At 58.8% G+C, this 25242-nt stretch carries 18 protein-coding genes and 1 tRNA gene; 7 read left to right on the top strand and 12 right to left on the bottom strand.

Annotation, left to right across the window (positions count from 1 at the left end):
• Positions 1–57 precede the first annotated feature (57 nt).
• Together DX908_RS12420 and DX908_RS12415 are read left to right on the top strand one after the other, a co-directional pair.
• Entirely contained in the window at positions 58–1770 is a 1713-nt protein-coding gene (locus tag DX908_RS12420) for a lytic transglycosylase domain-containing protein (protein ID WP_158548741.1), read from the top strand.
• A 93-nt stretch (positions 1771–1863) separates the two neighbouring features.
• Positions 1864–4470, top strand: a complete 2607-nt coding sequence (locus DX908_RS12415) for a M14 family zinc carboxypeptidase (RefSeq protein WP_116392626.1) — start codon at positions 1864–1866, stop codon at positions 4468–4470.
• A gap of 21 nt (positions 4471–4491) precedes the next feature.
• On the opposite strand, the gene DX908_RS12410 is transcribed toward DX908_RS12415, so the two are convergent.
• Complete coding sequence (locus DX908_RS12410; protein ID WP_147303794.1) at positions 4492–6087, bottom strand: tetratricopeptide repeat-containing sulfotransferase family protein; 1596 nt, start codon at positions 6085–6087, stop codon at positions 4492–4494.
• A gap of 162 nt (positions 6088–6249) precedes the next feature.
• On the opposite strand from DX908_RS12410, the gene DX908_RS12405 reads away from it, so the two are divergent.
• From DX908_RS12405 to DX908_RS12395, 3 genes are all read left to right on the top strand, one after another.
• Positions 6250–8688, top strand: coding sequence for a TonB-dependent receptor (locus DX908_RS12405; RefSeq protein ID WP_199564703.1), 2439 nt, complete (start codon positions 6250–6252; stop codon positions 8686–8688).
• A 174-nt stretch (positions 8689–8862) separates the two neighbouring features.
• A tRNA-Pro gene (locus DX908_RS12400) sits at positions 8863–8939 on the top strand.
• 35 nt (positions 8940–8974) lie between these two features.
• Positions 8975–9283, top strand: a complete 309-nt coding sequence (locus tag DX908_RS12395) for an ETC complex I subunit (protein ID WP_158548739.1) — start codon at positions 8975–8977, stop codon at positions 9281–9283.
• Positions 9284–9289: 6 nt separating this feature from the next.
• Here DX908_RS12395 and DX908_RS12390 read toward each other — a convergent pair whose 3' ends face one another.
• From DX908_RS12390 to DX908_RS12350, 9 genes are all read right to left on the bottom strand, one after another.
• Positions 9290–10288 (bottom strand): alpha/beta hydrolase, encoded by a 999-nt coding sequence (locus DX908_RS12390; RefSeq protein WP_116392622.1) that lies wholly within the window; start codon positions 10286–10288, stop codon positions 9290–9292.
• Between the two features lie 18 nt (positions 10289–10306).
• Positions 10307–11590: a TRAP transporter large permease gene (locus DX908_RS12385; protein ID WP_116392621.1), complete on the bottom strand. Its 1284-nt coding sequence runs from the start codon at positions 11588–11590 to the stop codon at positions 10307–10309.
• The gene (locus DX908_RS12380; RefSeq protein WP_116392620.1) at positions 11581–12105 is read right to left on the bottom strand and encodes a TRAP transporter small permease; all 525 of its coding nucleotides are present in this window, start codon (positions 12103–12105) and stop codon (positions 11581–11583) included. Before DX908_RS12380 ends, DX908_RS12385 begins: the two co-directional genes overlap by 10 nt.
• Complete coding sequence (locus DX908_RS12375) at positions 12102–13097, bottom strand: TRAP transporter substrate-binding protein (protein WP_116392619.1); 996 nt, start codon at positions 13095–13097, stop codon at positions 12102–12104. The genes DX908_RS12380 and DX908_RS12375 overlap by 4 nt, the downstream gene beginning before the upstream one ends.
• Before the next feature lie 194 nt (positions 13098–13291).
• Complete coding sequence (locus DX908_RS12370) at positions 13292–14881, bottom strand: carboxylesterase/lipase family protein (RefSeq protein ID WP_116392618.1); 1590 nt, start codon at positions 14879–14881, stop codon at positions 13292–13294.
• A complete protein-coding gene (gene kduD / locus DX908_RS12365; RefSeq protein ID WP_116392617.1) occupies positions 14881–15642 on the bottom strand; it encodes a 2-dehydro-3-deoxy-D-gluconate 5-dehydrogenase KduD in 762 nt (253 codons plus the stop codon). Before kduD ends, DX908_RS12370 begins: the two co-directional genes overlap by 1 nt.
• Before the next feature lie 52 nt (positions 15643–15694).
• The gene (locus tag DX908_RS12360; RefSeq protein ID WP_116392616.1) at positions 15695–16336 is read right to left on the bottom strand and encodes an RpiB/LacA/LacB family sugar-phosphate isomerase; all 642 of its coding nucleotides are present in this window, start codon (positions 16334–16336) and stop codon (positions 15695–15697) included.
• 146 nt (positions 16337–16482) lie between these two features.
• Positions 16483–17544 carry a LacI family DNA-binding transcriptional regulator gene (locus DX908_RS12355; protein WP_116393100.1) on the bottom strand — a complete coding sequence of 354 codons (1062 nt, stop codon included), beginning with the start codon at positions 17542–17544 and terminating at the stop codon, positions 16483–16485.
• Positions 17545–17618: 74 nt separating this feature from the next.
• Complete coding sequence (locus DX908_RS12350; RefSeq protein ID WP_116392615.1) at positions 17619–18980, bottom strand: pectate lyase family protein; 1362 nt, start codon at positions 18978–18980, stop codon at positions 17619–17621.
• A gap of 116 nt (positions 18981–19096) precedes the next feature.
• Between DX908_RS12350 and DX908_RS12345 the strand changes: the two genes are divergently transcribed.
• Together DX908_RS12345 and DX908_RS12340 are read left to right on the top strand one after the other, a co-directional pair.
• Positions 19097–19924, top strand: coding sequence for a 2-keto-4-pentenoate hydratase (locus DX908_RS12345; protein WP_116392614.1), 828 nt, complete (start codon positions 19097–19099; stop codon positions 19922–19924).
• A 5-nt stretch (positions 19925–19929) separates the two neighbouring features.
• Positions 19930–20391 carry a hypothetical protein gene (locus DX908_RS12340; RefSeq protein ID WP_116392613.1) on the top strand — a complete coding sequence of 154 codons (462 nt, stop codon included), beginning with the start codon at positions 19930–19932 and terminating at the stop codon, positions 20389–20391.
• Between the two features lie 10 nt (positions 20392–20401).
• On the opposite strand, the gene DX908_RS12335 is transcribed toward DX908_RS12340, so the two are convergent.
• Both DX908_RS12335 and DX908_RS12330 read right to left on the bottom strand, forming a co-directional pair.
• Entirely contained in the window at positions 20402–22030 is a 1629-nt protein-coding gene (locus tag DX908_RS12335) for a family 43 glycosylhydrolase (protein WP_116392612.1), read from the bottom strand.
• Positions 22031–22141: 111 nt separating this feature from the next.
• Complete coding sequence (locus tag DX908_RS12330; RefSeq protein ID WP_116392611.1) at positions 22142–24877, bottom strand: TonB-dependent receptor; 2736 nt, start codon at positions 24875–24877, stop codon at positions 22142–22144.
• Positions 24878–25242: the final 365 nt, after the last annotated feature.

Here is a 25242-nt window from a genome sequence, read left to right as displayed (position 1 = left end):
TTCATTCACCGTCTGGGTGTTGATATGAGCCTTGGAGAGAGTTTCGGAGCCCGCCCCATGCGACGCGTTCTATCAGTTTTTGCTCTGCTGCTGGCCAGCATTTCCGTGGCCAAGGCCTCGCCTTGGGAGCCGCTCAGCGATGCCGACGAGACCCGGTATCGCAAGATCTTCACGGCACAGGAAAAAGGCGATTGGCAATCAGCCGATGCCCTGATCGCGAAACTCGAGAACAAGGTGCTGCTCGGTTACGTCCTTGAGCAGCGCTATATGCATCCGACGGCCTACCGCTCTTCTTATCCGGAGCTTCGCCGCTGGCTGGCAGCCTATGCCGATCACCCCAATGCAGCGCCTGTCTACAGGCTCGCCCGCAAGCGCCAGTCCGGGGCCGCCCCGCGTCGCCCATCAGGCCGCCCTTGGCGCTCCCCGCCCCCTCTTCCCCTGCATCCGCAGCTTGAAGAGGATTACGCCACCTCGAATTTCCCCAGCGACGTCCGCCGGATCGAAAGCCGCCTTCGCTATCTGACGCGCGAGGGCCGCGCGACGCAGGCGCTCAACTATCTGATGGCGCCGCAGCAGTTCAATAAACTGACCGCCGCCCAGACCGACCGCGCACGCGGCTGGGTTGCCGCCGCCTATTATTATGAAGGCGAGCTGAGCAAGGCGCAGGAAATCGCCGAGGCCGCGACGAAGCGCTCATCGGAAGTCGCCGTCCTCTCGCATTGGATCGAGGGCCTGATTGCGTGGCGCCGTGACGATTACGAAACCGCCTATACGCATTTCTCCAAGCAGGCTGATGTTCCTTATCAGGAAGATACGATGCGGGCAGGCGCGGCCTTCTGGGCTGCCCGTGCTGCGCTTGCGACAGGCCGCACGGCGGATGTGACCGAATATCTCGGGCTCGCCTCAAGCTATCCTTTCACCATGTATGGCCAGCTTGCGCTTGGCCAGCTCGGCCTTGATCCTGATATAGAATGGCGGATCTATCCGCCGACGGATGAGGATCTGGAACGTATTTCGGAGAAGACCCCTCGCCTGACCCGCGCCCTTGCCCTTGCGCAGGTCGGCCAGAAAACGGCCGCAGAGCATGAGCTGCAATGGGCGCAAGGCGAGCTGTCCGCTGAGGAAGATGCAAGCCTTCTGGCCTTTGCCCGCGCGGCGGACCTGCCGAGTGCGGAGCTTCTGATTGCCCTTCAGGGCCAAGGCGACCGTGAAGATTTCGCGCATCTTCGTTCGGGCCTGTTCCCTGTTCCTGATTACGAACCGACAGGCGGTTTCACGATCGACCGGGCGATCCTCTTCGGCCTGATCCGTCAGGAATCGAAATTCATGACAGAGGCGACCTCCAGCGTCGGCGCACGCGGCCTGATGCAGCTGATGCCGCGCACCGCGTCCTATGTGTCGAATAATACGGGGCTTGCGACCGGGCACTCATCGTCCAAGCTCTATGAGCCTGAGTACAATATGCAGCTCGGCCAGTCCTATGTCGAACAGCTCCTGACCCGGTACAATAACGGCGAAGGCGACCTCTTCGAGATGGCGCTCAGCTATAATTGGGGACCCGGCAGCTATAACCGCTGGCAGTCCCGCACCGGCATCGAAGACCCGCTCCTGATGATCGAGAGCGTGCCGAACCAGCAGGCGCGGCATTTTGTCGAAACCGTCATCACCAATATGTGGGTCTATCGAGACCGCTTCGGTGAGCCAGCCCCCAGCCGGGATGCTCTTTCCGCAGGGGAGCGCCCGATCTATCAAGCAGTGTCAACGCGCTAGATTTACAACCTATTAGGGTATACGGAAGATTGACGGGGGTTTGACCCGCCTCTTCCGCAAAGTCATAACCTTTCTCGTTTACTGGGGAATGTTATGCGTCAAATCCTGCTCACCGCCTCCGCCCTCCTGACCCTCTTCACCACCGCCAGCGCCGAACCGATTTCATGGTTCATGCCCGATGGCGTGCGCTATGATGAGGCGATTCCCGTGCCGGATGATTATCTGCGCCATGGGATGGGCGATAAGCCGGTGCGGCATGACCAGCTTGTCGGATATCTGAGCGAGCTTGCCGAGGCCTCCGACCGGATCGCCGTTGAGACCATCGGCTACACCCATGAAGGCCGGCCGATCCTGTTCTTCACGGTCACCTCCCCTGAAAATCACGAAAATCTGGATGACATCCGTGAGGCGCATCTTGCCCGTGTGCGGGGGGATGAAGACGCCGACAGTGATACACCGATGATGATCTGGCTCAATTACGGTGTACACGGCGCAGAATCCTCCGGCATGGATGCCGTGATCCCGTCGCTTTATCATTTCGCTGCCGCCCGCGATGCCGAAACCCAGGAAACGCTTGAGCGGTCCGTCCTGCTGGTCGTTGGCATCCTGAACCCTGACGGGCATTCCCGCCGCGCCAATTATGTTGAGACCTATGCCGGTGACGTGCCGGTCACCGACCCTGCGCATATCCAGCATAATATGTGGACGGAAGCGCGGACCAACCATTACTGGTTCGACCTCAACCGCCAATGGCTCTTGCAGACGCAGCCTGAATCCCGTGCATGGGTCTCCAAATGGCATGAATGGAAGCCGCATGTGTCTGCTGACTTCCACGAGATGGGGTCAGAAGCCTCCTATTATTTCCACCCCGGCGAGCCCAAGCGCCTGAACCCGCTGATCCCAGATCAGGCACGTGTCCTGACGAAACGCATTGCCGACCGGCATCGTGATTTCATGGATAGCGAGCAGCGCCTCTATTTCACCGAACAGGGCTTTGATAATTTCTACATCGGCAAGGGCTCGACCTATCCGCAGGTCAATGGCGGGCTCGGCATCCTCTTCGAAGCCGGTGCGGCACGCGGCGGCAAAATCGAAACCGCTAACGGCGAACGGACCTATGCGGACAATATCCGCACCCATTTCCGCACGACGCTCTCAACCATCAAGGGGTCGCTCGAGCAGGAAGACGAGATCAAGGCGTTCCAGGACGATTTCTTTGAAACCGCTCTCGAAGAAGCTGCCAACGACGACACCAAAGCGTATGTCTTTTTCTCCGGCAGTGATCTGGGCAAAACGAACCGTTTCCTTGATGTCCTCCGCCAGCACGACGTTACGGTCCACCATCTGTCGGACACGGCCGAACTGGACGAGAGCAAACCTCAGGGCGAAGGGGATGCCTACATCGTCCCGCTTGACCAGCGCCAATACCGGATGGTTCTCGGCATTTTCGACCGGGTCACAGAGTTCGAAGAGAACATTTTCTATGACGTGTCCGGATGGACGCTGACTGATGCCTATGACCTCGTCTCAAGACCTGTCGATGAAGATGAGTTTGATGCCGGGATGCTGGGAGAGGAAGTCACCAGCGTTACCGATGTGCCACAAGTTAAAGCCCCTGCCCCGGCACGCTATGGCTATGTGTTTGACTGGTCGGAATATTACGCGCCGCGTGCGCTCTATCGGCTACTTTCCGAAGACGTCCTCGTTCGCATTGCGTCCGAGCCTTTTGATATTCGCACCGCCGAAGGCGATGTCGCGTTCGAGCGCGGGGCCGTCTTTGTCCCGTTGATCCGTCAGGAAAAATCGGACGAAGAAATCCATGCCATCATGGAAGAGATCGCCCGGGAGGACGGCATCACGGTGACCGCCGCCACTTCCGGCGCGGCGGATGTCGCAACCGATGCCGTTGGGGGACGGAGCTTCTCGGCGATTGAAAAACCGTCTGTCCTCCTCCTCGTTGATGACGGGCTCGCGCCTTATGATGCCGGCGAGATCTGGCATCTGCTTGATCACACCATGAAGATGCCCGTGACGATCCGCCGAAAGGGTGAGCTGCGCGGGCTCGACTGGTCCCGCTATACGCATCTTCTGATGGTCGGCGGCGGCAATGTCGGCCTCTCGGATTCGGCTGAGAAGCGTGTCTCGCAGTGGGTTTCCGAAGAAGGCGGTACACTGATCGCCATGCGTCAGTCCGCCGTCTGGGCACAGGAGAATATTCTGGGTGTCGAAGCCGAAGATGATGACGCGAAGGACGAGGATGAAGAGGAGACCCCTCTCCGCCTCAACTATAGTGAGATGGATGAGAAGGAAGCCGAGCACATCATCGGCGGCGCCATCTTCCTGACCGATATCGATCCGAGCCACCCCATCGGCTATGGCTATGAAGATCGTCACCTGCCGGTGCTGCGCAACACGACGCTGACGCTCGAATGGCCGGAAGATGATCCTTATGCGGTTGTCGCCGCCTATGAAGGCGAAGATGATCTGCTGTTGTCCGGCTACACCTCAGAGCGCCGCATCAAGGAAATCGCTGACACACCCGCTGTCATTGCCGAGCGCAAGGGCCGCGGCGCTGTCATCCTGATTGCCGACAATCCGAGTTTCCGGGCGACCTTCTTGGGGAGCCAGAAGCTGGTGATGAACTCGATCTTCTTCAGCCAGACGATCCGCCGCGCCTCCGGCGATTACGAAGAAGAGTGATCTTGCGAGCCGATGTTCTGGCTATTCCAGAGCGTCGGCGGGCAGACAGCCTTCATCGATCAGCACTTTAAGTGCCTCATCAATGCCGGGCAGGTAGCGCCGCCACCGGTCGAGCGATGTCCTGTAAAGCGGCTGGCGAACCTGCGCGGAACTCGCCGTCGCGACAGGCGAGGCGTTCTTGTGAAAATCGATGCAGCCCGGTTCAAAATCGAGGCCGCAGAAATCGAGCAAGCGCCGCGCCTCACTATCGATATCCTCAACAACCTGCTCATAATGCACTTCGCAGAACCGGTCCGTAGGCAGGTTCTCTGCAAAATGCCGGACCATCCGATCAAAGCCTGCATAATATTGCGCCGTATGCGTCAGATCATAGGCGTAATTGTAATATGAAAACCCGGTCGCAAAAAGCTGCCGGTAATTGCTGAGGACCGTATCCGCCGGATGACGCCGCAGGCAGATAACGCGGGCATTGGGCAAGGCCCTCAGGATTAGGGGGGCAAAGAAGATATTGAGCGGCATCTTGTCGATGAACCGCCCGCCGATCTTTTGCGTCGACTGAACGCTTTGCATATAGGCCGCACCCAATGCATCCGCATCAATGCCTTCGGCCGCGCTCAGCGTTTCAGGATCAAGTACATAAGGCGATGGGGTCCCCGTCATCCGTTTCAGGCAAAGAGCAAAATCGGTCAGCTCCCCTGCCGACTGAACTTCAGAATGGCTCGACAGAATGCGTTCGACCAGCGTCGTGCCAGTCCGCGGCATACCTGTGATGAATATCGGCTCGGCGCTCTCCTCTCCTTGGACTGAAGCGAACCCAGCCGTCCGGCAGGCCGCATCGAACAACTTCTGATCCGTGGCCGGATCATAGTCCAGCGATTGTTTCTTGCGGGCCTTGCCGCGTGTCAGCCACTGAAGCGCTTTCTCCGGCTCCCCCATATCCTCATGGGCTTTGGCAAGAGCGTGTCCCAGATGCAGCGCCGCGTCGGCATCCTCTTTCAGCCGCGCAAAAGCCGCCTCAAGCGCCGCGAGGTCATTTGCCTCCTTCGACTGACGGGTGATCTGTACTGCTGCCGTCAACGCCCGCGCATCATCAGGATCAAGAGCGACGGCCTGCCGATAGGCGGCTCTGGCCTCGTCCATCCGGCCAATGAACTGGAGCGCCGCGCCAAGATTATAATGAAGGTTCGGCGTGTCCGCGCTCAATGAGACAGCCCGCTCATAAAAGCTGACAGCCCGGTCGTGCAGCCCCGCCCGGCTGAAGACGACCCCGATCGTATCGAGCGTCAGCGCGTCTTCCGGCGCGGCGGCGGCGGCCAGCTCAGCATGCCGAACCGCCTCTTCCTTGTGATTAAGGGCGATCAGGCTGCGAGCCTTGTGCGCCAGCGTGTCTGCTCTGGCCGAATCCTCTGCCAGCGCCCGGTCGAATATCTCGCAGGCTTTTTGATGATTTCCATGCTCGGCCGTCAGGATCCCGAGCAGGTGATAGGCCTCACTATTGGCAGGATCTGCTGTCAGCACCTCGATGCAGACCGCATGCGCGGCCTGGTAATCCTTCGCCTCAAGCAGGCGAGCGGCCTCCTCGAGTTGGCGCTGATGTAAATTGTCTACGGTCATCATCCGCTTATCCCAGCCAATTGAGGAGGAAGCGTCCAGCTGTGTCACTAATGTGACAGCTTTGTGTAGCCGTCCTGCTATTGTGCGTTGCAGCAGGTATTAGAGTTTTTGGGCACAGCAAAGACCGTCCTGTCGTTATTTATGTCCAAAAAGATGAGGCAGAACATGAAGACCAACCTATTTCTGAAATCAGTCAGTGCTGGCGCCATCGCCGTCGCCATGGCGGCACCAACGGCATATGCGCAGACTGATGGCGATGATGACGTCATCGTCGTGACGGCGACCCGTCGGGCGGAAACTGTGCAGGATGTCCCGATCAACATTGCCGCGATCGGCGGCGCGCAGATTGAAGAACAGGGTTTCGACGAGCTCTCTGACGTCCTCGCCTATGTGCCGGGCATCAATGTCGTCGATCGCGGCGGCCGTCAGGGCAACCCGATCATCGTTCGCGGCCTGAACGCCGACGCGCTGGGCTCCGGTGATGGCAATAATGATGGTGGCGGCACGGTTGCGACCTATCTTGGCGAAATCCCGGTCTATATCGACCTCAAACTCAATGACCTTGAGCGTGTCGAAGTCTTGCTCGGGCCGCAGGGCACGCTTTACGGTGCCGGTACACTCGGCGGCGCGATCCGCTACATTCCGAAAAAGCCCGATTTCGAGGCGAGCACCCTCTCTGTCCGGTCGGAGCTTTATCAGTATGAAGAAGCTGACGATCTGAGTACGGATGTTGGTTTTACCTTCAACACCGTCGTTGCAGACAATTTTGCCATCCGGGGCTCTTTCGACTTCCGCAATGATTCAGGCTTCATCGATTATCCGTTTGTCGTGCTTGAACCCGGTGTCTCCAACCCGGACCCGGATTTCTCTGACCCGGCCGATGTCGCGGCCAACCTTTCGCCTCAGGAAGACGTGAACAGCGAAGAGACCTATTCGGGCCGTATCGCTGCGCGCTGGCAGCCGATTGACGCGATCGATGCGACGCTCACTTACTATTTCCAGCGGACGGATATTGGCGGCCGCCAGATCTCCAGCGCCCGTTCGACCGTCCCGGCCGGGAAATATGAATCCGCAAAACGCGTCGAGGAACCGAACCAGATCCAGAACGAGCTGATCGCTCTTGAAGTGATCGCCGATCTTGGGTTTGCCGAGCTGACCTCTGCGACCGGCTACAGCCGATTTGAGGATGACGGCCAGCGCGACCAGACGGACCTTCTGATCACGCTTGAATATTCCTATGAGAGCTTCCCGACCTTCACCGCCTTCACGCGGGAGAAAGGCCTCGAAGAACGGATCAACCAGGAAGTCCGTCTTGTTTCAAAGCATGATGGGCCGTTCAGCTGGATCATCGGCGGGTTCTATAACGAGCTTGAAACGGCTAATTTCTCTGCGGAATATACGCCGGGCTATGCGGATTTCGCCGGGTTCGACCGCCCGGATGATCTCGAATATTTCTCGCAGTTCCACTCCTATCTCGAAGAAACCGCGTTCTTCGGCGAGGTCTCGCTTGAGCTTTTCGAGCGGCTGACACTGACCGCAGGCGGACGGACCTATGATTATGAGCTGGAGACCTATGATGCGGTCGACTTCCCGCTCTTTGACCCCGGCTTCGTTGCGCTGACAGTTGATCAGATCAAGAATATTGATACGTCTCCGAACCAGTCTGATGACGGCACCTTGTTCAAGTTCAATGCTTCTTACGAGGTGAACAGCGATCTGCTGGTCTATGCGACCGTCAGTGAAGGCTACCGGATCGGCGCGTCGAACGGGATCGCCACTTGTGACGATTTCGACCCGATGGCCCCTGTCATGCAGGGCGCCTGCGCCCTACTACCGGGTCAGGCTTTTGGTCCGGGTGCGAATGACATCTCTGACCGGGATGAAACTCAATTCGGCCCCGACCAGACCACGAACTATGAGATTGGCGTCAAATCCCAGCTTCTCGACAATACGCTGACCCTGAACGGCGCGGTCTATTACATCGAATGGACCGATCCACAGGTGTCCTCGGCGACGGTCAACGCCTCTCTTCCGATCACGGTCAATGCCGATGGCGCTGAGTCTCGTGGCGCGGAGATTTCCGCGGCATGGCGGCCGATCCCGGCCCTCAATCTGCGTGGCTCCTTCAGCCATGTGGAAACCGAACTGACCGCGCCGGTGCCGGATCTTGTCCGCTCGATCACGCCTCCGGGTTTTGGCACGGCCTTCTTTGACGGTGAGAAAGGCGACAGACTGCCAGGCTCGCCGGAGAACCAGTTCTCCTTCTTTGCAAGCTATGAGCAGCCCTTCCTCGACAACACGCTGACCTACAATTTCGGCTATGCGTGGCAGGACGATATCCTGACAACAACCGGCGGCAGGGGCGGCAGCTTGACGCTCGACAGCTACGGCATCGCCAATGGCTCGGTCGTCTATGACGCGGGCAGCTGGAAGGGCTCATTGTTCGTGAACAACCTGTTCGACGAATATGCCGAGACCGGCGTCATCGGCAACTCGCTCTATAACCAGACGATCGCCGGCGCCAATGTCCGCACCTTTGCCACGCATGTCGCGGCACCCCGGACGATTGGCGTTCGCTTCACCTATGACTTCAGTCTCGATTGATCTCGCCAAGGTGACGCGCATCTCCTGATGCATTGATGAAGGCCGCTGTCCCCGGGGAGCGGCCTTTTTTGCGGGCTGGGGCAAGGAATAAGACGAATACCTTTTGACGCCTCAGCTCAACGGCGATAGTGGGAGGGCCCGGCGCTTGCCGGGAAAACTGACTGGACGTGCCGTCGGGGCGTAGCGCAGCCTGGTAGCGCATCTGTTTTGGGAACAGAGGGTCGCAGGTTCGAATCCTGCCGCCCCGACCATGCCGCCGGTCAGATTGAAGGAAGAAAGGTCGAATATGCTCGCCCGGATCTACCGTCCATCGAAGACGGCCATGCAGTCAGGCAAGGCAAAGACCACCCAGTGGACGCTCGAATTCGAAGGGGCCGCGCCCCGAACGACAGACCCGCTGATGGGCTGGACGTCTTCCTCGGACATGCTCGCCAGCGAAGTCCGCATGCGCTTTGACACCAAAGAAGAAGCGATCGCCTACGCCAAGGAACACAAGATTCCCTATCAGGTGATGGACCGCGAAGAAGCGCCGCGCGTGCTCAAGGCCTATTCCGACAATTTCGCCTATCGCCGCCGTCTGCCCTGGACGCACTGAGCAGGCTCACGCCTTTCGCCACCAGTCGAGGACAAGCTGCGGCCAGACGGCCTGCGGTGTGTTCTCGAGCCCGCGCACCCCAAAGCCATGCCCCCCGTGGGTGAAGACATGCATCGCTGCGGGCACACCCGCCGCGTTGAGCGCAGAATATAGCCCGACCGAATTGGCGACCGGCACGGAAAGATCATCCGAGCTGTGCAGGAAGAAAGTTGGCGGCGCATCTCCCCTCGCCTGCTCATCAAGCGAGTAAGCGCGATAGAGCTCCTCCGCCGGCGCCTCGCCAATCAGATGAATGCGTGATCCTTCATGCGCGGCGGGTGCCCGCATCGTCACCACAGGATAGATCATGGCAAGCCGGTCAGGCCGTGCGGACAAGCGATCCGCGTCGTCGACTGGCTGATAAACATCAGCATCGAATTTGAGGCCGAGCGAGCCCGCAACATGCCCGCCCGCCGAAAAGCCCATCGCCGCCACGCGGGCAGGATCGATATTGTCCGTCTGCGCACGAGCACGAATGACCCGCATGGCGCGCTGGGCATCCTGCAGCGGCGCGTCAGAACCTGCGGCCCAACCTTGATGCGGCAACCGATAGGTCATCACGTAACAGGTGATCCCCCGGCGGTTGAAATATCTAGCGCCTTCCCAGCCTTCCTTCTCGACAACGACATAGCGGTAGCCGCCACCGGGAATGAGGAGCAGCGCTTCGCCCGTCGGGTTTTCCGGTTTGAAAATGCTCAAGGCAGGCCGGGTGACGTCATGGGCTGCGCGGTCCGGCAGACCGAACTTGTTCTCCCGCTCAACATAATGCTCTTCGAGCCCAGCGGGCACACCGCCCGGCGGGACATCCGGCCACAAGGCAACCGTTTCATCCGGCTGCCGATCAACATCAACGATGAGGGACGTATCATCAGAAGAAGAAGAAGGCTGGCTGCCCCCGCAAGCCGTCAGCGCGCCCAGTGCCGGCACGCCCAGCAAACCTGATTTCAGCAGCTCTCGACGATCCATCTTTCTGCCGCCTCTCTCTTAATTCGCAAAGGCATTGGGCAGGCTCAACGACACTGCCGGGAAATAGGTGATGATGATGAGCGCACAGATCAGCGCAAGATAGAAAGGCCAGATCGATTTCACCGCCTGCTCGACGGCGATCTTGCCCACGGCCGAGCCGACGAACAGGACCGACCCCACAGGCGGGGTGACGAGCCCGATGCCTAAATTCAGCATCATGACGATCCCAAAATGAACTGGGTCCATCCCTGCCTCCGCCACGACGGGCAGAAGGATGGGCGTTGTGATCACGATCAGGGGCGACATGTCCATGAAGGTGCCCAGCACCAACAGGATAATATTGACGATCAGGAAAATGATAATCGGCTCATTACTGATCGAGGTAATGAGGGCCGCGAGCTTTTGCGGGCCTTCGAGGATCGCGAGCGCATAGCCGAACGCCGTCGCCGCCCCGATGATGAGGAGAACCATGGCCGTGATCTTCACCGATTGCAGCGCGGACTGGTAGATCCCCTTGAACCCGAGGCTTCGGTAAACGAAGGCCGCAATCAGCATCGTATAGATAACGGCGATGGCGGATGATTCCGTGGCCGTGAAGATGCCGCTCAAAATCCCGCCCATGATGATGACGGCCGACAAAAGGCCGGGCACGGCATAGACAGTTGCCCTTGCAAAGGCGCGCCATCCCGGGAAATGCCCTTTGGGATAGCCGCGCTTGACCGCGACCAGATAGGCCACAACCATCAGCATGAGCGCGGTGATCAGGCCGGGAACGATCCCGGCAAGGAAGAGTGAGCCGATGGAGACGCCCGTTCCGGTCGAGGCCGCATAGATGATCATGTTGTGCGATGGCGGGATCAGCAGGCCGACAACCGCCGCCGTCACGGTGACGTTGACGGCATAGTCGCCGTCATAGCCCTTCTCTTTCATCAGGGGCATGAGCGTTGAGCCCATGGCCGAGGCACTGGCGATGGCAGACCCGGAGACCGCGCCGAACATGGTCGACGCGCCAACGTTCACGAGCCCCAGCCCGCCGCGCGGGCGGCCAAGCGTGGCTTCGGCAAGCTGCACAAGGCGCCCCGCAATGCCCGAGCGGTACATGAGATCACCGGCAAAGATGAAGAAAGGAATTGCCATCAGTGTAAAGACGCTCATCCCCGCAGCGACCCGCTGGAACACAGCGACCATCGGGATGCCGAGCGCCCAGAAAGTGAGGAGCGCGGCACTAAGCAGCGAAAAGGCGACAGGCACGCCTGCGGCCAGTAAGACCAGCAGGCTGAGGACCAGAAGGGTCAGCTCCATCTTGGATCCTCCTCATCTTCGAGATGGCGTTTGGCCAGGGTCTCGAGAACACGTTCAAGGGCGAATAAAATGATCAGGGCACCGGCGATCGGCAGGCCGAGATAGGCAAGCCCGCGCGGGATGCCGAGCGAGGGGATGACATGGCTCCAGGTCTTTGAGACCAGAATGGACCCGCCGATCAGCATACAAAGGCCGCAGACACCGACGACCGTGTCGGAGAAAATCCGCATATAGCGAGCACGGACCGGCCCGAGCGCGGCCTCAAAGGCGACGATACGGATGTGAAAGCCCTCGCGCACACCGGCGGCAGCCCCAAAAGAGACATACCAGATCATCAAAGTGAGGGCCGCCTGCTCCGACCATGAAGGGCTCGAATTGAGCACATAGCGGCCAAAGACCTGCCAACCGACAATCGCTGTCATCAGGATCAGCCCGGCCGCCCCGATGGCGAGCAGAAGATCCGCGCCGCGGCGTGTCACCACGCTCAGGCTTTCAATCAGGCTACGGTCCGTCATGGGGCCATCTCCTCGATCTGCGTGACAAGCTGGCGCTGATCCTCGGTCGTCAGGAACTGGTTCCAGACCGGGCGCATGGCCTCAACGAAGGGCGCAAGATCCGGGATTTCATTGGCCTGAACGCCTTCTGCGAGGAGTTTCACCCGCGAAGCTGACACCCTTTTGTCCCAGCGCTCGCGCATATAGGGGACCGACAGCCGCGCCGCTTCCCGTACCGCTTCGCGGTCTGAAGGCTTTAGCGCTTCCCAGCGCGCAACCGACATCACAAGGATTTCCGGGGCCATGACGTGCCCCGTCAGGCTGTAATATGGCGCCGCCTCATAATGGCGGCCACTGTCATAGGACGGCCAGTTATTCTCTGCGCCATCGATGACGCCCTGAACCAATGATTGGTACACCTCACCAAGTGACATTGGCGTGGCATCCGCGCCGAGTGCCCGGATCATCGACACATAAAGATCGGAATTCTGTACCCGTATCTTCATGCCCTTCATGTCATCGGGCGAATTGATGGGCTGTTTGGTGTTGTAGAATGACCGGGCCCCTGAGTCATAAAAACAAAGCCCGATCAGCCCGTGCGGTTCAAGGGAGTTAAGGATCACCTCGCCGGGCGCGCCGTCCATCGCTTGCCGTAGGTGTTCCTGCGACCGGAACAGGAAGGGCAAAGACGGCACGATGGTCATCTTCTCGATGGAATTGAGCGGCGCGAGATTGACGCGGTTCATGTCGAGACCGCCAAAGGTCGTGATCTCAAGCGTGTCCCGCTCCGATCCGAGCTGACCGCCCGCATAGACCTTCACACTCAAGCGTCCGTCTGTCAGGCGCGAAAGCTGGCGCCCCAACTCTTCAACCGCCTCGACTGTGGGATAACCGTATGGGTGCGTATCATTTGAGCGCAGAATATTTGTCGGCCGCGCCTCGCAGGCGGCGAGCAATGCCGCACCGCCACCGACCATCAGCATCCGGCGATCAAGCGTGAAACCGCCCGTCATGACGCTGTGCCAGCATTGATCGAAATGCCGCCTCCTCGGGCGACGCCATGATGCCCCGGCATCTTTTCCTCTCCTGAACATCGGGCCGAACGCCCGTTTTTCTTAGTATTTCCCGTATGGTAACCGGTGTCATCAAATGTGCAAGATGATTCCACCGCTCTGCCGCCTTACACCTATGAAGCCAGAATTTCGGGTCAGGTGCCCCACTGAATGAACGGCACGCGGGCAAAGAGCTCCCGCTCGACCTTTCGCGGGTCATCAACGAGGCGCGTCGTCTCTCCGAAGACCATGGTCGCCCGTTCGGACAACCGGTACTGGCCCCATTGGGGCAGACCGTCATGGTTCGGATTGCCATTACGCGCCAGATTGACGAACGCCGTGCTCAGCTCATCTGACACCCGGCGAGCCGCAGGCCCCGTGCCGGTGATCGATCCCGGCGCATCAAGATTGCCAAAGGCATGGGCGATATCGATCGTGTGCGGTGCGCCCCATTTGCCGCCATCATCGGGTGACGGCAAATCCATCTGGTAGACCCATGTCGGATGCTCGGCCGAGCCGCGCACATCCGCTTCGTCAACTTGTCCGCGCCATGACCGCCCCGCAGTCGTCGCCGCAAAAAAGACGTCTGAGGGCGAATAATCGGGGTAAGCCTCCCGATAGGTCGCAACCACCGTCTCGGGATTGATATCGACCCGCATATGCCGGGCAAGCCGCACCGGGACATCTTCCCAGGACAGAGAGAAACTGTCCGGCTCCCGGCGGCCGATGAGATTTCGCGTCTCATCTTTCGTGTTACCAAGGATCATCGGGATATTAGCCGACTGGGCCGGCGCATCCGGCCAGAAGGGGTGGCGGGTCAGCATCCGCCCATCGAGGACCGGGCCCATGTAAAGACCCAGTGCCGGATTGATGGGGTCTGAAACCGACAGCGCCTCAACGAGACGTTCGGCGGGGGCGTTGAGCAACCCTTCCGTATCCGACGGATCAAGCCCGGCTTCGGCCAGAAATGCCCGCGCCCGTTCTGTTGCGTTGAGCGGACCCGAGGCCGTGACCTGCTGGCCGCTCATCGTCGCGCCTGAATGAAACAGTCCCTTTGCATCCGGCGCCGCCATCAGGGTGGCGATTTTCGCGCCGCCGCCCGACTGGCCAAAGACCATGACGCGCGAGGCATCCCCGCCCATGGCGGCGGCATTCGCCTTCACCCATTTGAGCGCAAGGATGAGATCCCACATGCCGGCATTGCCGGAATCGGCAAACTGCCCGCCCGTCAGGAAAGGTAGATAGAGATAGCCGAACGCATTGAGGCGGTGATTGACCGTGATGACGATGACATCATGCGTCTCCGCAAGGCGCCGTCCGTCATAAAGCTCAGCTGATCCGGACCCGGAATTATAAGCGCCGCCATGAAAATAGACCATGATGGGCCGCTTGGCGCCATCGCGGATACCGGGTGTCCAGACATTGAGGAATAGACAGTCCTCATCCCACTGCCGATCCCCGCGTTGAGGAGAAGCGGCGCCATAGGACGTGGCGTCCCTCACCTCTTTCCATGAAGCTGGTGCCACCGGTTTCTGGAACCGGCGCGGGCCTGTGTCCGCGCCATAGCGCACGCCCTTGAAGACATGGATCGGCCCATCCTTCAGCCCCCGGACGGGACCATGAGCCGTGCGCAGCACGGGATCCTGACTTGCGGCTTGCGCCAAACCACCCGAAAGCCCGAGAAGAGAAACTGCCCCGGCCCCGACCATCACATCACGGCGTGATTGCCCTTTTGCGTTTGTCATCAGCGGGCCAGCCAGCCGCCATCAACGGGCACAGTTGTTCCGTGCACATAGTCAGATGCGCTCGACGAGAGGAAAACCGCCGCCCCGGCCAGATCGCTGGGTGCCCCCCAGCGGCCCGCCGGAATGCGCCCGAGAATTTCCGAATTGCGCTTTTCATCCGCACGAAGCGCCGCGGTGTTGTTGGTCGCAATATAGCCGGGCGCAATGGCATTCACATTGATGCCTTTTGTTGCCCATTCATTGGCGAGAAGACGGGTCAGACCCATCACGCCGCTTTTACTCGCCGTATACGATGCAACGCGGATACCGCCCTGATAGGACAGCATGGAGGCAATATTGATGATCTTGCCGCCGGTGCCTGCCTCCACCCATTTGCGGGCGAAGGCCTGACAAAGGAAGAAGAGGCTTTTGAGGTTCACGTCCATGACCGTGTCCCATTCCTCTTCGGTAAAATCGAGCGCATCATTGCGCATGATCGTACCGGCATTATTGACGAGCACGGACGGTGTACCGAAGGGCGCAGATGCCGCCTCAGCAACACTGCCCGCCTTGTCCGCCTGCCCCAGATCAGCTTCTACAAAAGCAAACCGGCGCCCCGCCTCTTCGACGAGCTTTTGTGTCTCGGTCGGCGCCGATCGTCCGACGGCGACGATATCGGCCCCGGCTTCTGCCAGTCCGACCGCGAGCCCCTGACCGATCCCCGTATTCGCACCGGTCACGACGGCAATCTTGCCCTCAAGGTTGAAGGGATTGAAACTCATCTGATGGTTCCTCCGGTATTTATTTTATCGGTCGTTTTAGGTCAGGCCTTGATCAGGCTGAGAGCACGCCTTTGACATAGTCCATGATCGCTTCATCCTTGGCATTGGAGAAGAAGTACTCCTCGAACCGCTCGCCAGCGATGGCGGCTTTGAGGATATCCTGATCAACAGACTGCAACACCGTCAGCATGTCTTTCGTCGCGGCAGCCTTCATTTCACTGAAAATACCGCGGTTCTTGGCCATGATCGCAGCCCGCTCCTTGGGGTAACCGACGCCGCGCTCGACCTCGAAGAGCTTGCGGTAGCAGTCCTGCAGATTAAGCTCCGCAGCCCAACCAAACCCCTTGGCGTAAGGCATGGAGATCGCATTGCCGTCATTGATCTGCCCAAAGAGGAAAGCATCGGTGGGGTCAATCACAAGGCCGCAAACAACATTCGGCATGGTGTTGCAGGCGAGCATGGAGCCCATGCCCGTACCGCATCCCGTCACGACGAAATCGGCCGCTTTTGAATTGATCAGGATGCCCGCGAGAAGACCGTTCATGATATAGGTCAGCGACGCATCATCTTCCGGGCCATACATGCCGTAATGGAAGACGGAGTGGCCGAGCGGCTCCACCACAGAGGTCAGCGCCTCGTGAACGATGCTGCTTTTGGCAGCCTGACTGTTTTCAATGATGAGCGCGACCTTCATGGGATATTCCTGTCTATTGCGTGAGTTCCGCAGCCTGGTTGGCATTCTTGTGGTGGTTTTGAACCAGCTTGGTAACCGGTGTCATAACACCCCCGACCCTGCGCTTCAACAGAGCAAAACTTACAAGGCGGGGAAGTTTGCTGCTTTTAAGCAGCCCCATTGAGAGACCGCGTTGACGCGCGCACGATAAGCTCCGGGGAGAAGTCGACCTCCCCCTTGGCATCGGCATATTCGCGCCCGCCAAGTAGAAGGCGCGTCGCCTCCCCGCCAAGATCGCGGATCGCAATCCTCACTGTCGTCATCAAGGGCCAGACACGCGAAGCCATCGGCGTATCATCATAGCCGACGACAGAAATATCTTCCGGAATACGAAGGCCCTGCGCCCTTGCCGCGTGATAGGCCCCTACCGCCATTTCATCATTGCCGAGGAAAATGGCCGTTGGCGGATTATCGAGCGACAAAAGCTCCCTTGCGCATTCGACACCTGTATCGAAGGTGTAGGCCCCTTCCCGCGTCAGCTCGGGCAAAAGCGTCAGCCCGAATTCCGCCAGCCCCTCTTCAAAACCCCGGCGCCGCTCATGCGCCGACCGGAAAAGTTCAGGACCATGAACATGGGCGATCCGCGTATGGCCAAGGCTTGCAAGATGGCGTGCGGCTTCGCGTCCGCCATCATGGTCATGGGTACGCACCAGCTTATCGCTGTCATCGACCGCAACAGACGCGATCCGCACATAAGGGCAGTCTTCCTGCCGCAGGATTTCTGCCACTTCCTCATCTTCGGAGATGGAGGGGGTCAGGATGACGCCTTTGGGTTTCTGCTCACGGACGAATGCCCGGATCTGATCGAGAAGATCAGGATTTGAACGGTCACAAGGCTGCAGCACCAGCAAATGCCCTGTGTCCTCAAGCGCATCGAGAATGCCGCGCTGCATGTTCACGACATATTGGGGGCTGGGGTTATCGTAGATCATCCCGACGAGGAATGATCGCCGAAAGGCAAGTGCCCGCGCACGTGGATCGGGCGTAAAGCCGGACCGTTTGATGACAGCCTGAACCCGCCGGCGAGTATCTTCACGCACCAGCGGGGAATTGTTGATGACGCGAGAGACCGTCTTCTTTGAAACATTGGCGAGACGGGCAATGTCATTAATCGTGACTTTGCCCTCTACGCTGCGGGTCAGACCCGGTTTTTCTGTTCCATTTGGCATCAAGCCCCCGCACATCCGGTGATGGCCGCATCATTACGCATAGCGGATCTTCCTCACCAAATTCCTGCGATGGTTCAAGTACCTCGTGCCGACTCCCCATCGTCGAGCGTCGCCGGATCGAGCGGCTCCATCGTATTGAGATCCCACAATGCCGGATCGAAGGGTTTGCGCGTCATCTCGACTTCCGGATAACCGCCGACCTCTTCCTGACTGTCAATGATCTTGCCGCGTCCTTCGGCAGCATCGGCGAGCACCCGCACATCGTGGCCATCACGGTCCCATGGCCGGGCCCCAGCATGGCTCAAGACATGACGCTCAACTTCTTCAGGCTCGAGCCCTTCAAGATTTGGAATGCCGCCATTGGGGGATGCGATCTCGATCAACCCCGAGCTATCCGTCGTGTAACGACCGAGTTTCGGCAGCGGATTTCCGTAAAGATCGACCGCGATATTCTTCGCCGCATAGAGTTTGGCCGATCCATTGCCGCCAATCATGACGAGAGGAAGGCCGGGCATTGTGTCATGCCCCCCGCGAAGGACGTTGCCGACAACATCCATCTCGCCTGTCTGATATTCCGCATCGCCCCATTCCAGCGCCTGCAGATTATAATGAATCGCCCGCTGGCCAGGGTTGAAGATGAAATTGTTGACGATGGCGCCGCGAACGCCGCCTTTGAAGAGCGGGCTGCGCTCATAATTATGCGCATAAAGATTACGCGCGATCAGAATGTCGGACGTATTGTCATGAATAAGAGAGCCTTTGGAGTGCTCCCCCTTCGCATGAGTTGAGTTCGCCAAGCCTTCGGCGATGATATTATTGGTGAAACTGATCCTGTGGGAGGCGCCATCGCGCCATTCATCCGGGGTCTCACCTGTAAAGCGCGGACCGGAAGCGGAGAGGTTTTCATCGGTCGCCCAGGTCAGGGAGTTATGATCGACGATGACATTATAGGCGCTCGATGTCGTGATCGCGTCGATATCGCGTCCGCTGCGCGGCGCTTCACCCAGATCGCCGGGCCGGATTCGCAGATGGCGGACAATGACATCATTGGTTGAGATGATCAGCCCACCCTTGATGATCGTGATCCCAGGTGACGGCGCGGTCTGACCGGCAATCGTCAGGTTGGGCTGGTTGATCCGGATATTATCGCCTTCAAGGTCGATCACGCCGCCAACCTCAAAAACAACGATGCGCGGCCCTTCCGCCGACAGCGCTGCGCGAAGCGAGCCCGGACCGTCTGAATTCAGATTGGTGACCTTGAGAATCTCACCGCCACGGCCCCCGACAGTGTCAGCCGCCCAGCCCATCGCCCCGGGGAAAGCCAGTTCAACCGCGTCAGCCGCCTGAGTGCTGTGACCTTCGCTGCACGCAGGCAGAAAGAGCATCGAACTTGCCAGAAAAAATGAGGAAATAGACCGGCCGAAAGGCAGTTTCATTAGATTTCACTCCCATTTACCGCTTGGGAAATCCCTGCGGTGTTGTCATGTTTGACTGGATAATGACACCGGTTTCCGCTACTGTCCACGGCGGAGAGCCGCGCAAGGAGAACGTAATGACAAAGGCCCCGGAGGAATTCTCTCCCAAAGCGACAGCCGAGGCATTTATTGAAGCGCGCGCATCTTCGGGAACGCTGCCGACCTATCCTGGCCCGTTCCCGCCGGATCTGACCGACGCCTATGCCGCGCAGGATGCCGCGATCAATCAATGGCCCGACGAGATCGCCGGCTGGAAAGTTGGCCGTATTCCCGAGCCATTTGCTGGCCAGTTGGGTGCGGACCGTCTTATCGGCCCGATCTTCTCGCAGCTGATCAAGCCGGGTACGGATGATGTCGTCCAGGCAGGCATTTACGGCGCTGGATTTGCAGCCGTCGAAGGCGAATTCATCCTCGAGATCGCCGAAGACGCGCCTGCGGACAAAACAGAATGGAGCCTCAGCGAGGCCCGCGACATAGCCGCGCGGGTGTGTGCAGGCATCGAGATCGCCTCAAGCCCCTTCCCCGCGATCAATGATCACGGGCCGCTCGTGACGATCACGGATTTTGGGAACAATTACGGCCTCATCAAAGGGCCGGAAATCCGGACACTGCTCGATATGCCGCCCGATTACTGGGAATGCGAAACCTATGTCGATGGCGAGAAGATTGGCGCAGCCAACGCCGCCGGCATGCCGGGCGGCCCAATCGAATCCTTGCGCTATGCCCTTTCGAATGCGGCGGCTCGTGGCCGTCCGCTGAAGAAAGGCATGCTCATTTCCACCGGCGCCGTCACAGGCGTTCATCAGGTTCATGCGGGTCAACATGCCGAGATCCGCTTTGTGACCGGCGTTTCGATTCGATGCGCCTTCGAAGATAACGGCATTCATCAGCACGCAGCGGAGTGATTCTCATGTCTATCCTTCTTGCCAGCCTCTCCCTTTTCGCCCTCAACCCGGACAAGGCCGATGTTGAGATGAGCGACGTCCCCGAAGCGGTGATCGACGTGGCGAAATCCGTCCGGCCCGATGTCACCTTCACAGAAGCTGAGCGCGAAACGCGCAATGGCGTCGTCTATTATGACCTCGAAGGCGAAGATTCTGCCGGTCATGAATGGGAACTCGACATCATGCAGACCGATGACGGCTGGGAAGTTGTCGAGATCCAGCGGGACATCGATGCGAAGACTGCGCCCGCACCGGTCCTCGCCGCGCTAAAAGAGATGGCGCCTGATTTTGCCGTCACGCGCACGATTGAAAGCACGCAGACGGATGGCCGCATCGTCTATGAATTCTTCGATGCCGATGGCGGCAAGCGCGAAGTCCTGTGGGATGGTGAAGCGGCTGAATTCCTCGAAGAGGAATGGGAGCACTAACGCTCCCTCCTCACACGAGGTCGTACTGCCCGCGATAAACGAGATTGCGGAACCGCACGGCGCCCTCTTTGGCGGCATAGATGGCAGGTCGCAGGCTGAGGAAGTCATAACCGACATTATGATGATAGCCTGAGACTTCCATCTGGACATCGAACTTCGTCCACGTCTCGCCATCCAGACTGAAATGGAAAGTGACGATATGCTCCCGGTTCGTCACTTTCAGGAAAAGCCGCGTTGTGCCCGGCGCGATATCCTGCCGGCGACGCTCCTGCCCATAGCGATGCATGACGAGCCCCGCTTCATCAAATCCAAGCCCGCAATATAGCCCGTCATTATAGAAAAGAAGCAGGCCGCCACGTGCGGACGGGTCACGCTCGATCTCGACTTCTACGGAGTAATGCCGATCGCCTGTGACAAAACAGAGCGGCGAGCTGTCACGGGGCTCAGCCCCTTTTGCGGCAAGGGACAACTCCCCGCTGCCGATCTGCAAGCGGTCATATTCAGCGGCCCCCGGATTATAAAACGCCCATTGAGGTTTAAGGTCAGGCGCGGAGAAATCATCCGATAGCGGCAGGCCATGCTGGATCGCCTCTCCGCCTTTCGGCATGGGCAGCGGCTTTGAGAGATCAGCGCCCAATGCTTCAAACCATCCATCGTCCCGCCATTTGACAGGTTCGAGCAGGCATTGCCGCCCGAGTGTCCAGAATTCGCGTTCATAGCCGTGATAAATGAGCCACCAATCATCTGCCTGCGGCCCTTCGATCAGGGTTGCGTGCCCCCGCGACCACCAGGCTTCCGCCCGCGAGGCTGTGCGCACCTGCGGATTATTCGGCGCATGCGCCCACGGCCCGAAAACGGATTTTGACCGCGCAGCAATGACCATATGCCCGGTCGGTGGGCCTGCCGTGCCGCCAACGGCTGTCAGCATGTAGAACCACTCACCCCGCCGCAGCATTTTCGGCCCTTCAGGGCAGAAACATTCGACGTCCCAATCCTCCGGGTACCGCCAAGGATCGTAGACATGCTTGACTTCACCAACCGTAGAAAGCCCATCATCGGCCAGCTGGACGAGATCGCCATTGGAGAGAAAGAGATAGCGATTGCCGTCCTCGCCGACGATATGTCCCGGATCGATGTGATCCGGCAGATGAAGATCGACAGGCTCGGACCACGGCCCGTTTATATCATCAGCCGTGATGACATAAATTGATTTGTAGTCGGCCGTTCTTGCCGGAATGTAGATATAAAAACGCCCGTCATGATGGATGAGGTCCGGTGCCCAGACCGATCCGATATAGTCTTTCAGCGCAGGCCCAAGCGGTGACCAGTTCACGAGATCCTTTGACTGCCAGATCAGCAATCCCGGATAGGCATCAAAGCTGGAAAAGGTGAGATAATAAGTCTCCCCCACACGGATGATCGACGGATCTGGATGATCGCCTGCAAGGATCGGGTTGAGGAATGTTCCGTCTCCCCTGTCCGCCTGGCGTTGTCCTTCGAATGTCTGCCCCCAATCGGGACCTTCATTTATCGGCGCTCGCGCTTTGTTCGCGAGGACTTCTGGCAAGGAGGATGCGCACCCTCCCAGCACCAAAGGAGTTGCACCAAGTAACTTCAGGGAATCCCGCCGTGTCCGCATCATCTCGCTCACATAAAAAAAGACGCGGCACAGACTTAACTGCGCCGCGTCAGGTTAGCCCTGGCCGATCCCGAGGTGACCGGCCAAAAGCACAGGGAAGCGTTTCACTCCTTAGAAGGAGTAACGTGCACCGAAGATAAAGTTCCGGCCCGTGTGGTGGTAAAGTGTCGGCAGCATCAGAGTATCAAATGTCTGGTGCTCAAACTCATCGGTGAGGTTGATCGCCTCGAAGGTCAGCTCAAGCGATTCATTGACCGCATAGGAGCTGGCAAAGTCGAGGTTGAATGTGTCAGCCACACCGCGCTCTTCCCGTCCTTCAGTCCGTCCACTGCCATTTGGCCGGCGCGTCTGGTACTCATCCCGATACGCACCCGTCAGGCGAGCCTGGAACTGTGCATTCTCATAATAGAGAGTTGCGTTCCATGAGTTCTCCGAGAAGCCGATGATGTCGTCGGAGTCCACAAAGGTGTAGTTCCCGACAAAACCGAAGCCTTCGACAGGCAGGAAGGTGAAGGGTTGCTGATAGACAATCTCCATCCCCTGCACTGACGCGCTGTCACCATTTACGACCTGATCGATCTCAACGGCCGGGTCCTGACCCATGGCGAGCAGCTCACCCAGCGGTGACGTTGCACCGGCCACGGAATCCGGGAGACCCGTTTGGCTGAAAGTCGTCGTGATCGTATCAGCATTGGTGAAGAAGGAGTCGATGTCCTTATAGAAGAGGCCCACAGCGAAGAGGGATTCTTCAGCGAAGTAATATTCGAAGGACACGTCATAAGTCGTCGCCCGGAACGGATCGAGACCCGGGTTGCCTTGGCTGATGCCAAAGGGCGGACCGTTGAACGTATCGATCGAACCACCCGGCGTCAGGTTGCCAAGCGACGGACGTGCCATCACCTTGGCGATACCGCCACGGATGAGGAAATCGTCTTTCGGCTCGAACACGAGGTTCACAGCCGGCAGCCAGTCATCATATTTCCGGGAGACCGTCACTTGGTCACCGCTGAGGAAGCCGGTTGCCGCCGTCTCGGTTTCGACATAGCGAACACCGATGTCACCACGGACAGGCATTTCGCCCCACATGCCGTTGAAGACAGCCTGAACATACGCACCCGTATCTTCTTCCTCGACGCTGCGCGTATCCTGTTCACGGACCGCACCGCCAAAGCTGAAGAGGTCAACAAGATCCGCAGCCGCATCAAAGTCCGGCGTCAGCCAGGACGTATCGACACCAGAAGGCAGATCAAGCCCGCTGCCGAAGCCGGAAATCTGATCAGCAAGATCAGCCGTCACCGGAATGAATGCAGAGACGCCCGGTACATCCGTGACACTGCCTTCAGCCCGAACTTCTTCGGTTGCGAACTCGAACTTCTTCCAGGAAACACCAGCTTGCAGCGTGACGTTGTCGCTGTAATCCCATGACAGATTGCCCTGGAACGTATCGAAGGTGTTATCGACACCCTGCGGACGGTTCCGGAACTGGGTGAAGAGATAGCTTGACGGTGACGTCACATCGAAGTTGCCGAAATCAACCAGCGGCGTTTCGAGGTTGTTGCGGAAGTCGAGCATATACCCTTCGACCGGGCTTGCCGCATCGAAGAAAACAGTCGCCTGCTGAGGAATGGAGAATTCCGACTTCGAATGACCGGCGAAGACATTGCCGCGCCATGCATCGTTGAACTCGTGCTCCACATTAAAGGTCAGCTGGTTGAACTCGGTTTTCAGCTTGTCTTTCCGGCGCTCGGAGCGAACCGGAATGATGCCGTTGGAGAGGTCAGCCTGAACATCGCCAGTGAAGTAGGACAGGACACCGTCGCCATCGACGACATAATCGGTGATGTCGATATTGTCCGTGTTCGACCGGATGAAGACTTCCATGAAGTTCTCATCGCGCGAGCCTTCGAAGACTGAATAAAGACCGTCGATCGAGATCGTCGTCTGGTCGGACGGCGCGAACTGAACCGACCCGGTCAGGCCGAGACGCTCTTGCTCATAATCCAGACGGCCATAGCGCGGGATCCGGGCGTAATAGGAGTTACGCACTTCTTCACAAGCGCCGCCGGTCGGGTTGCCCGAGCAATCCTCGCCATTGACCGAACGGAACGTGCCCAGATCGTCAAAGCGGACGGTCGAGAAACCTTCTTCGCGGATCGTCCGGTCGCTGTAGGCGATCGAAGCGAGCCAGCCAAAGGTCTTGTCCGGGTTGGTGTAGGAAACGAGACCAGCCATACGCGGCGAGGTTTCTTCGATCAGGTCGTTATAAAGACCTTGTACGGAAGCCGCGCCGGTCCAGCCGGTGCTGTAATCAAAAGGCTGTGCAGTTTTCAGCTCGACATTGGCGCCGAGCGAGCCTTCTTCAACAGAAGCGGACTGCGTCTTGCGCACGACCAGCTGGTTGAAAAGCTCAGCAGCAAACGTGTTGAAGTCAAAGGCACGCGAACGGTTGGTACCGCCCGATGCGTCAGAGCCACCCGTGGTGCTCAAGGCTTCCATGCCGTTGATCCGCACACGCGTGAAGTCACCGCCAAGACCACGAACCGTGACGCGGCGGCCTTCGCCAGCCTGACGGTCAATCGCGATACCCGGAATGCGCTGCAGCGATTCTGCGAGGTTCAAATCGGGGAAGTCAGCGATGTCTTCTGCGACGATTGCGTCGACGACACCTGTCTCTTCCTTCTTCACATCAAGGCTGGCCGCCAGTGACTGGCGGAAGCCGGTCACGACGACGACGTCATCGTCTGCCTGTGTGTCGGTCGTATCTTGTGCAGTGGCCGGAAGAGCCCCCGCCATAGTCAGAACGGATGCACCTAAAAGTAGGCGCACGAATTTCCCTTGCCCAGTCATCTTCATCCTCCCTGGCGCGCATCTGGACACGCCTACTTATTGAGTAACCGGTGTCATTTTTGATACCGGTGTCATGGACAATATCTGGTCTGCGAGGAATTTTCAACTCGCCTGCTCGCGCCGCTGTGGCACAAAGAGCACAAACACCAAGGCAAAATGCTGAAATCTCCTTTTAATACAATGATTTAAAATCTGCCGGATATCTCACAGACCATCACACTACTGAGACTTGTTGCATCCCGACAACAGCCTGGCAGGGCCCCCATGACAGAATCGGATGCCCTCACTCTGCCCCGCCCCGGGTCATGATTTTCTGTGAACGCAGCCCAACATCCCTTGGACCCTGCGCACGGCCTCATGTATGA

Source organism: Parvularcula marina, from assembly GCF_003399445.1.
GTDB classification, from domain to species: Bacteria; Pseudomonadota; Alphaproteobacteria; order Caulobacterales; family Parvularculaceae; genus Parvularcula; species Parvularcula marina.
Note: the sequence above shows the minus strand (reverse complement) of the source record. Positions and strands in the feature narration are given on the sequence as shown.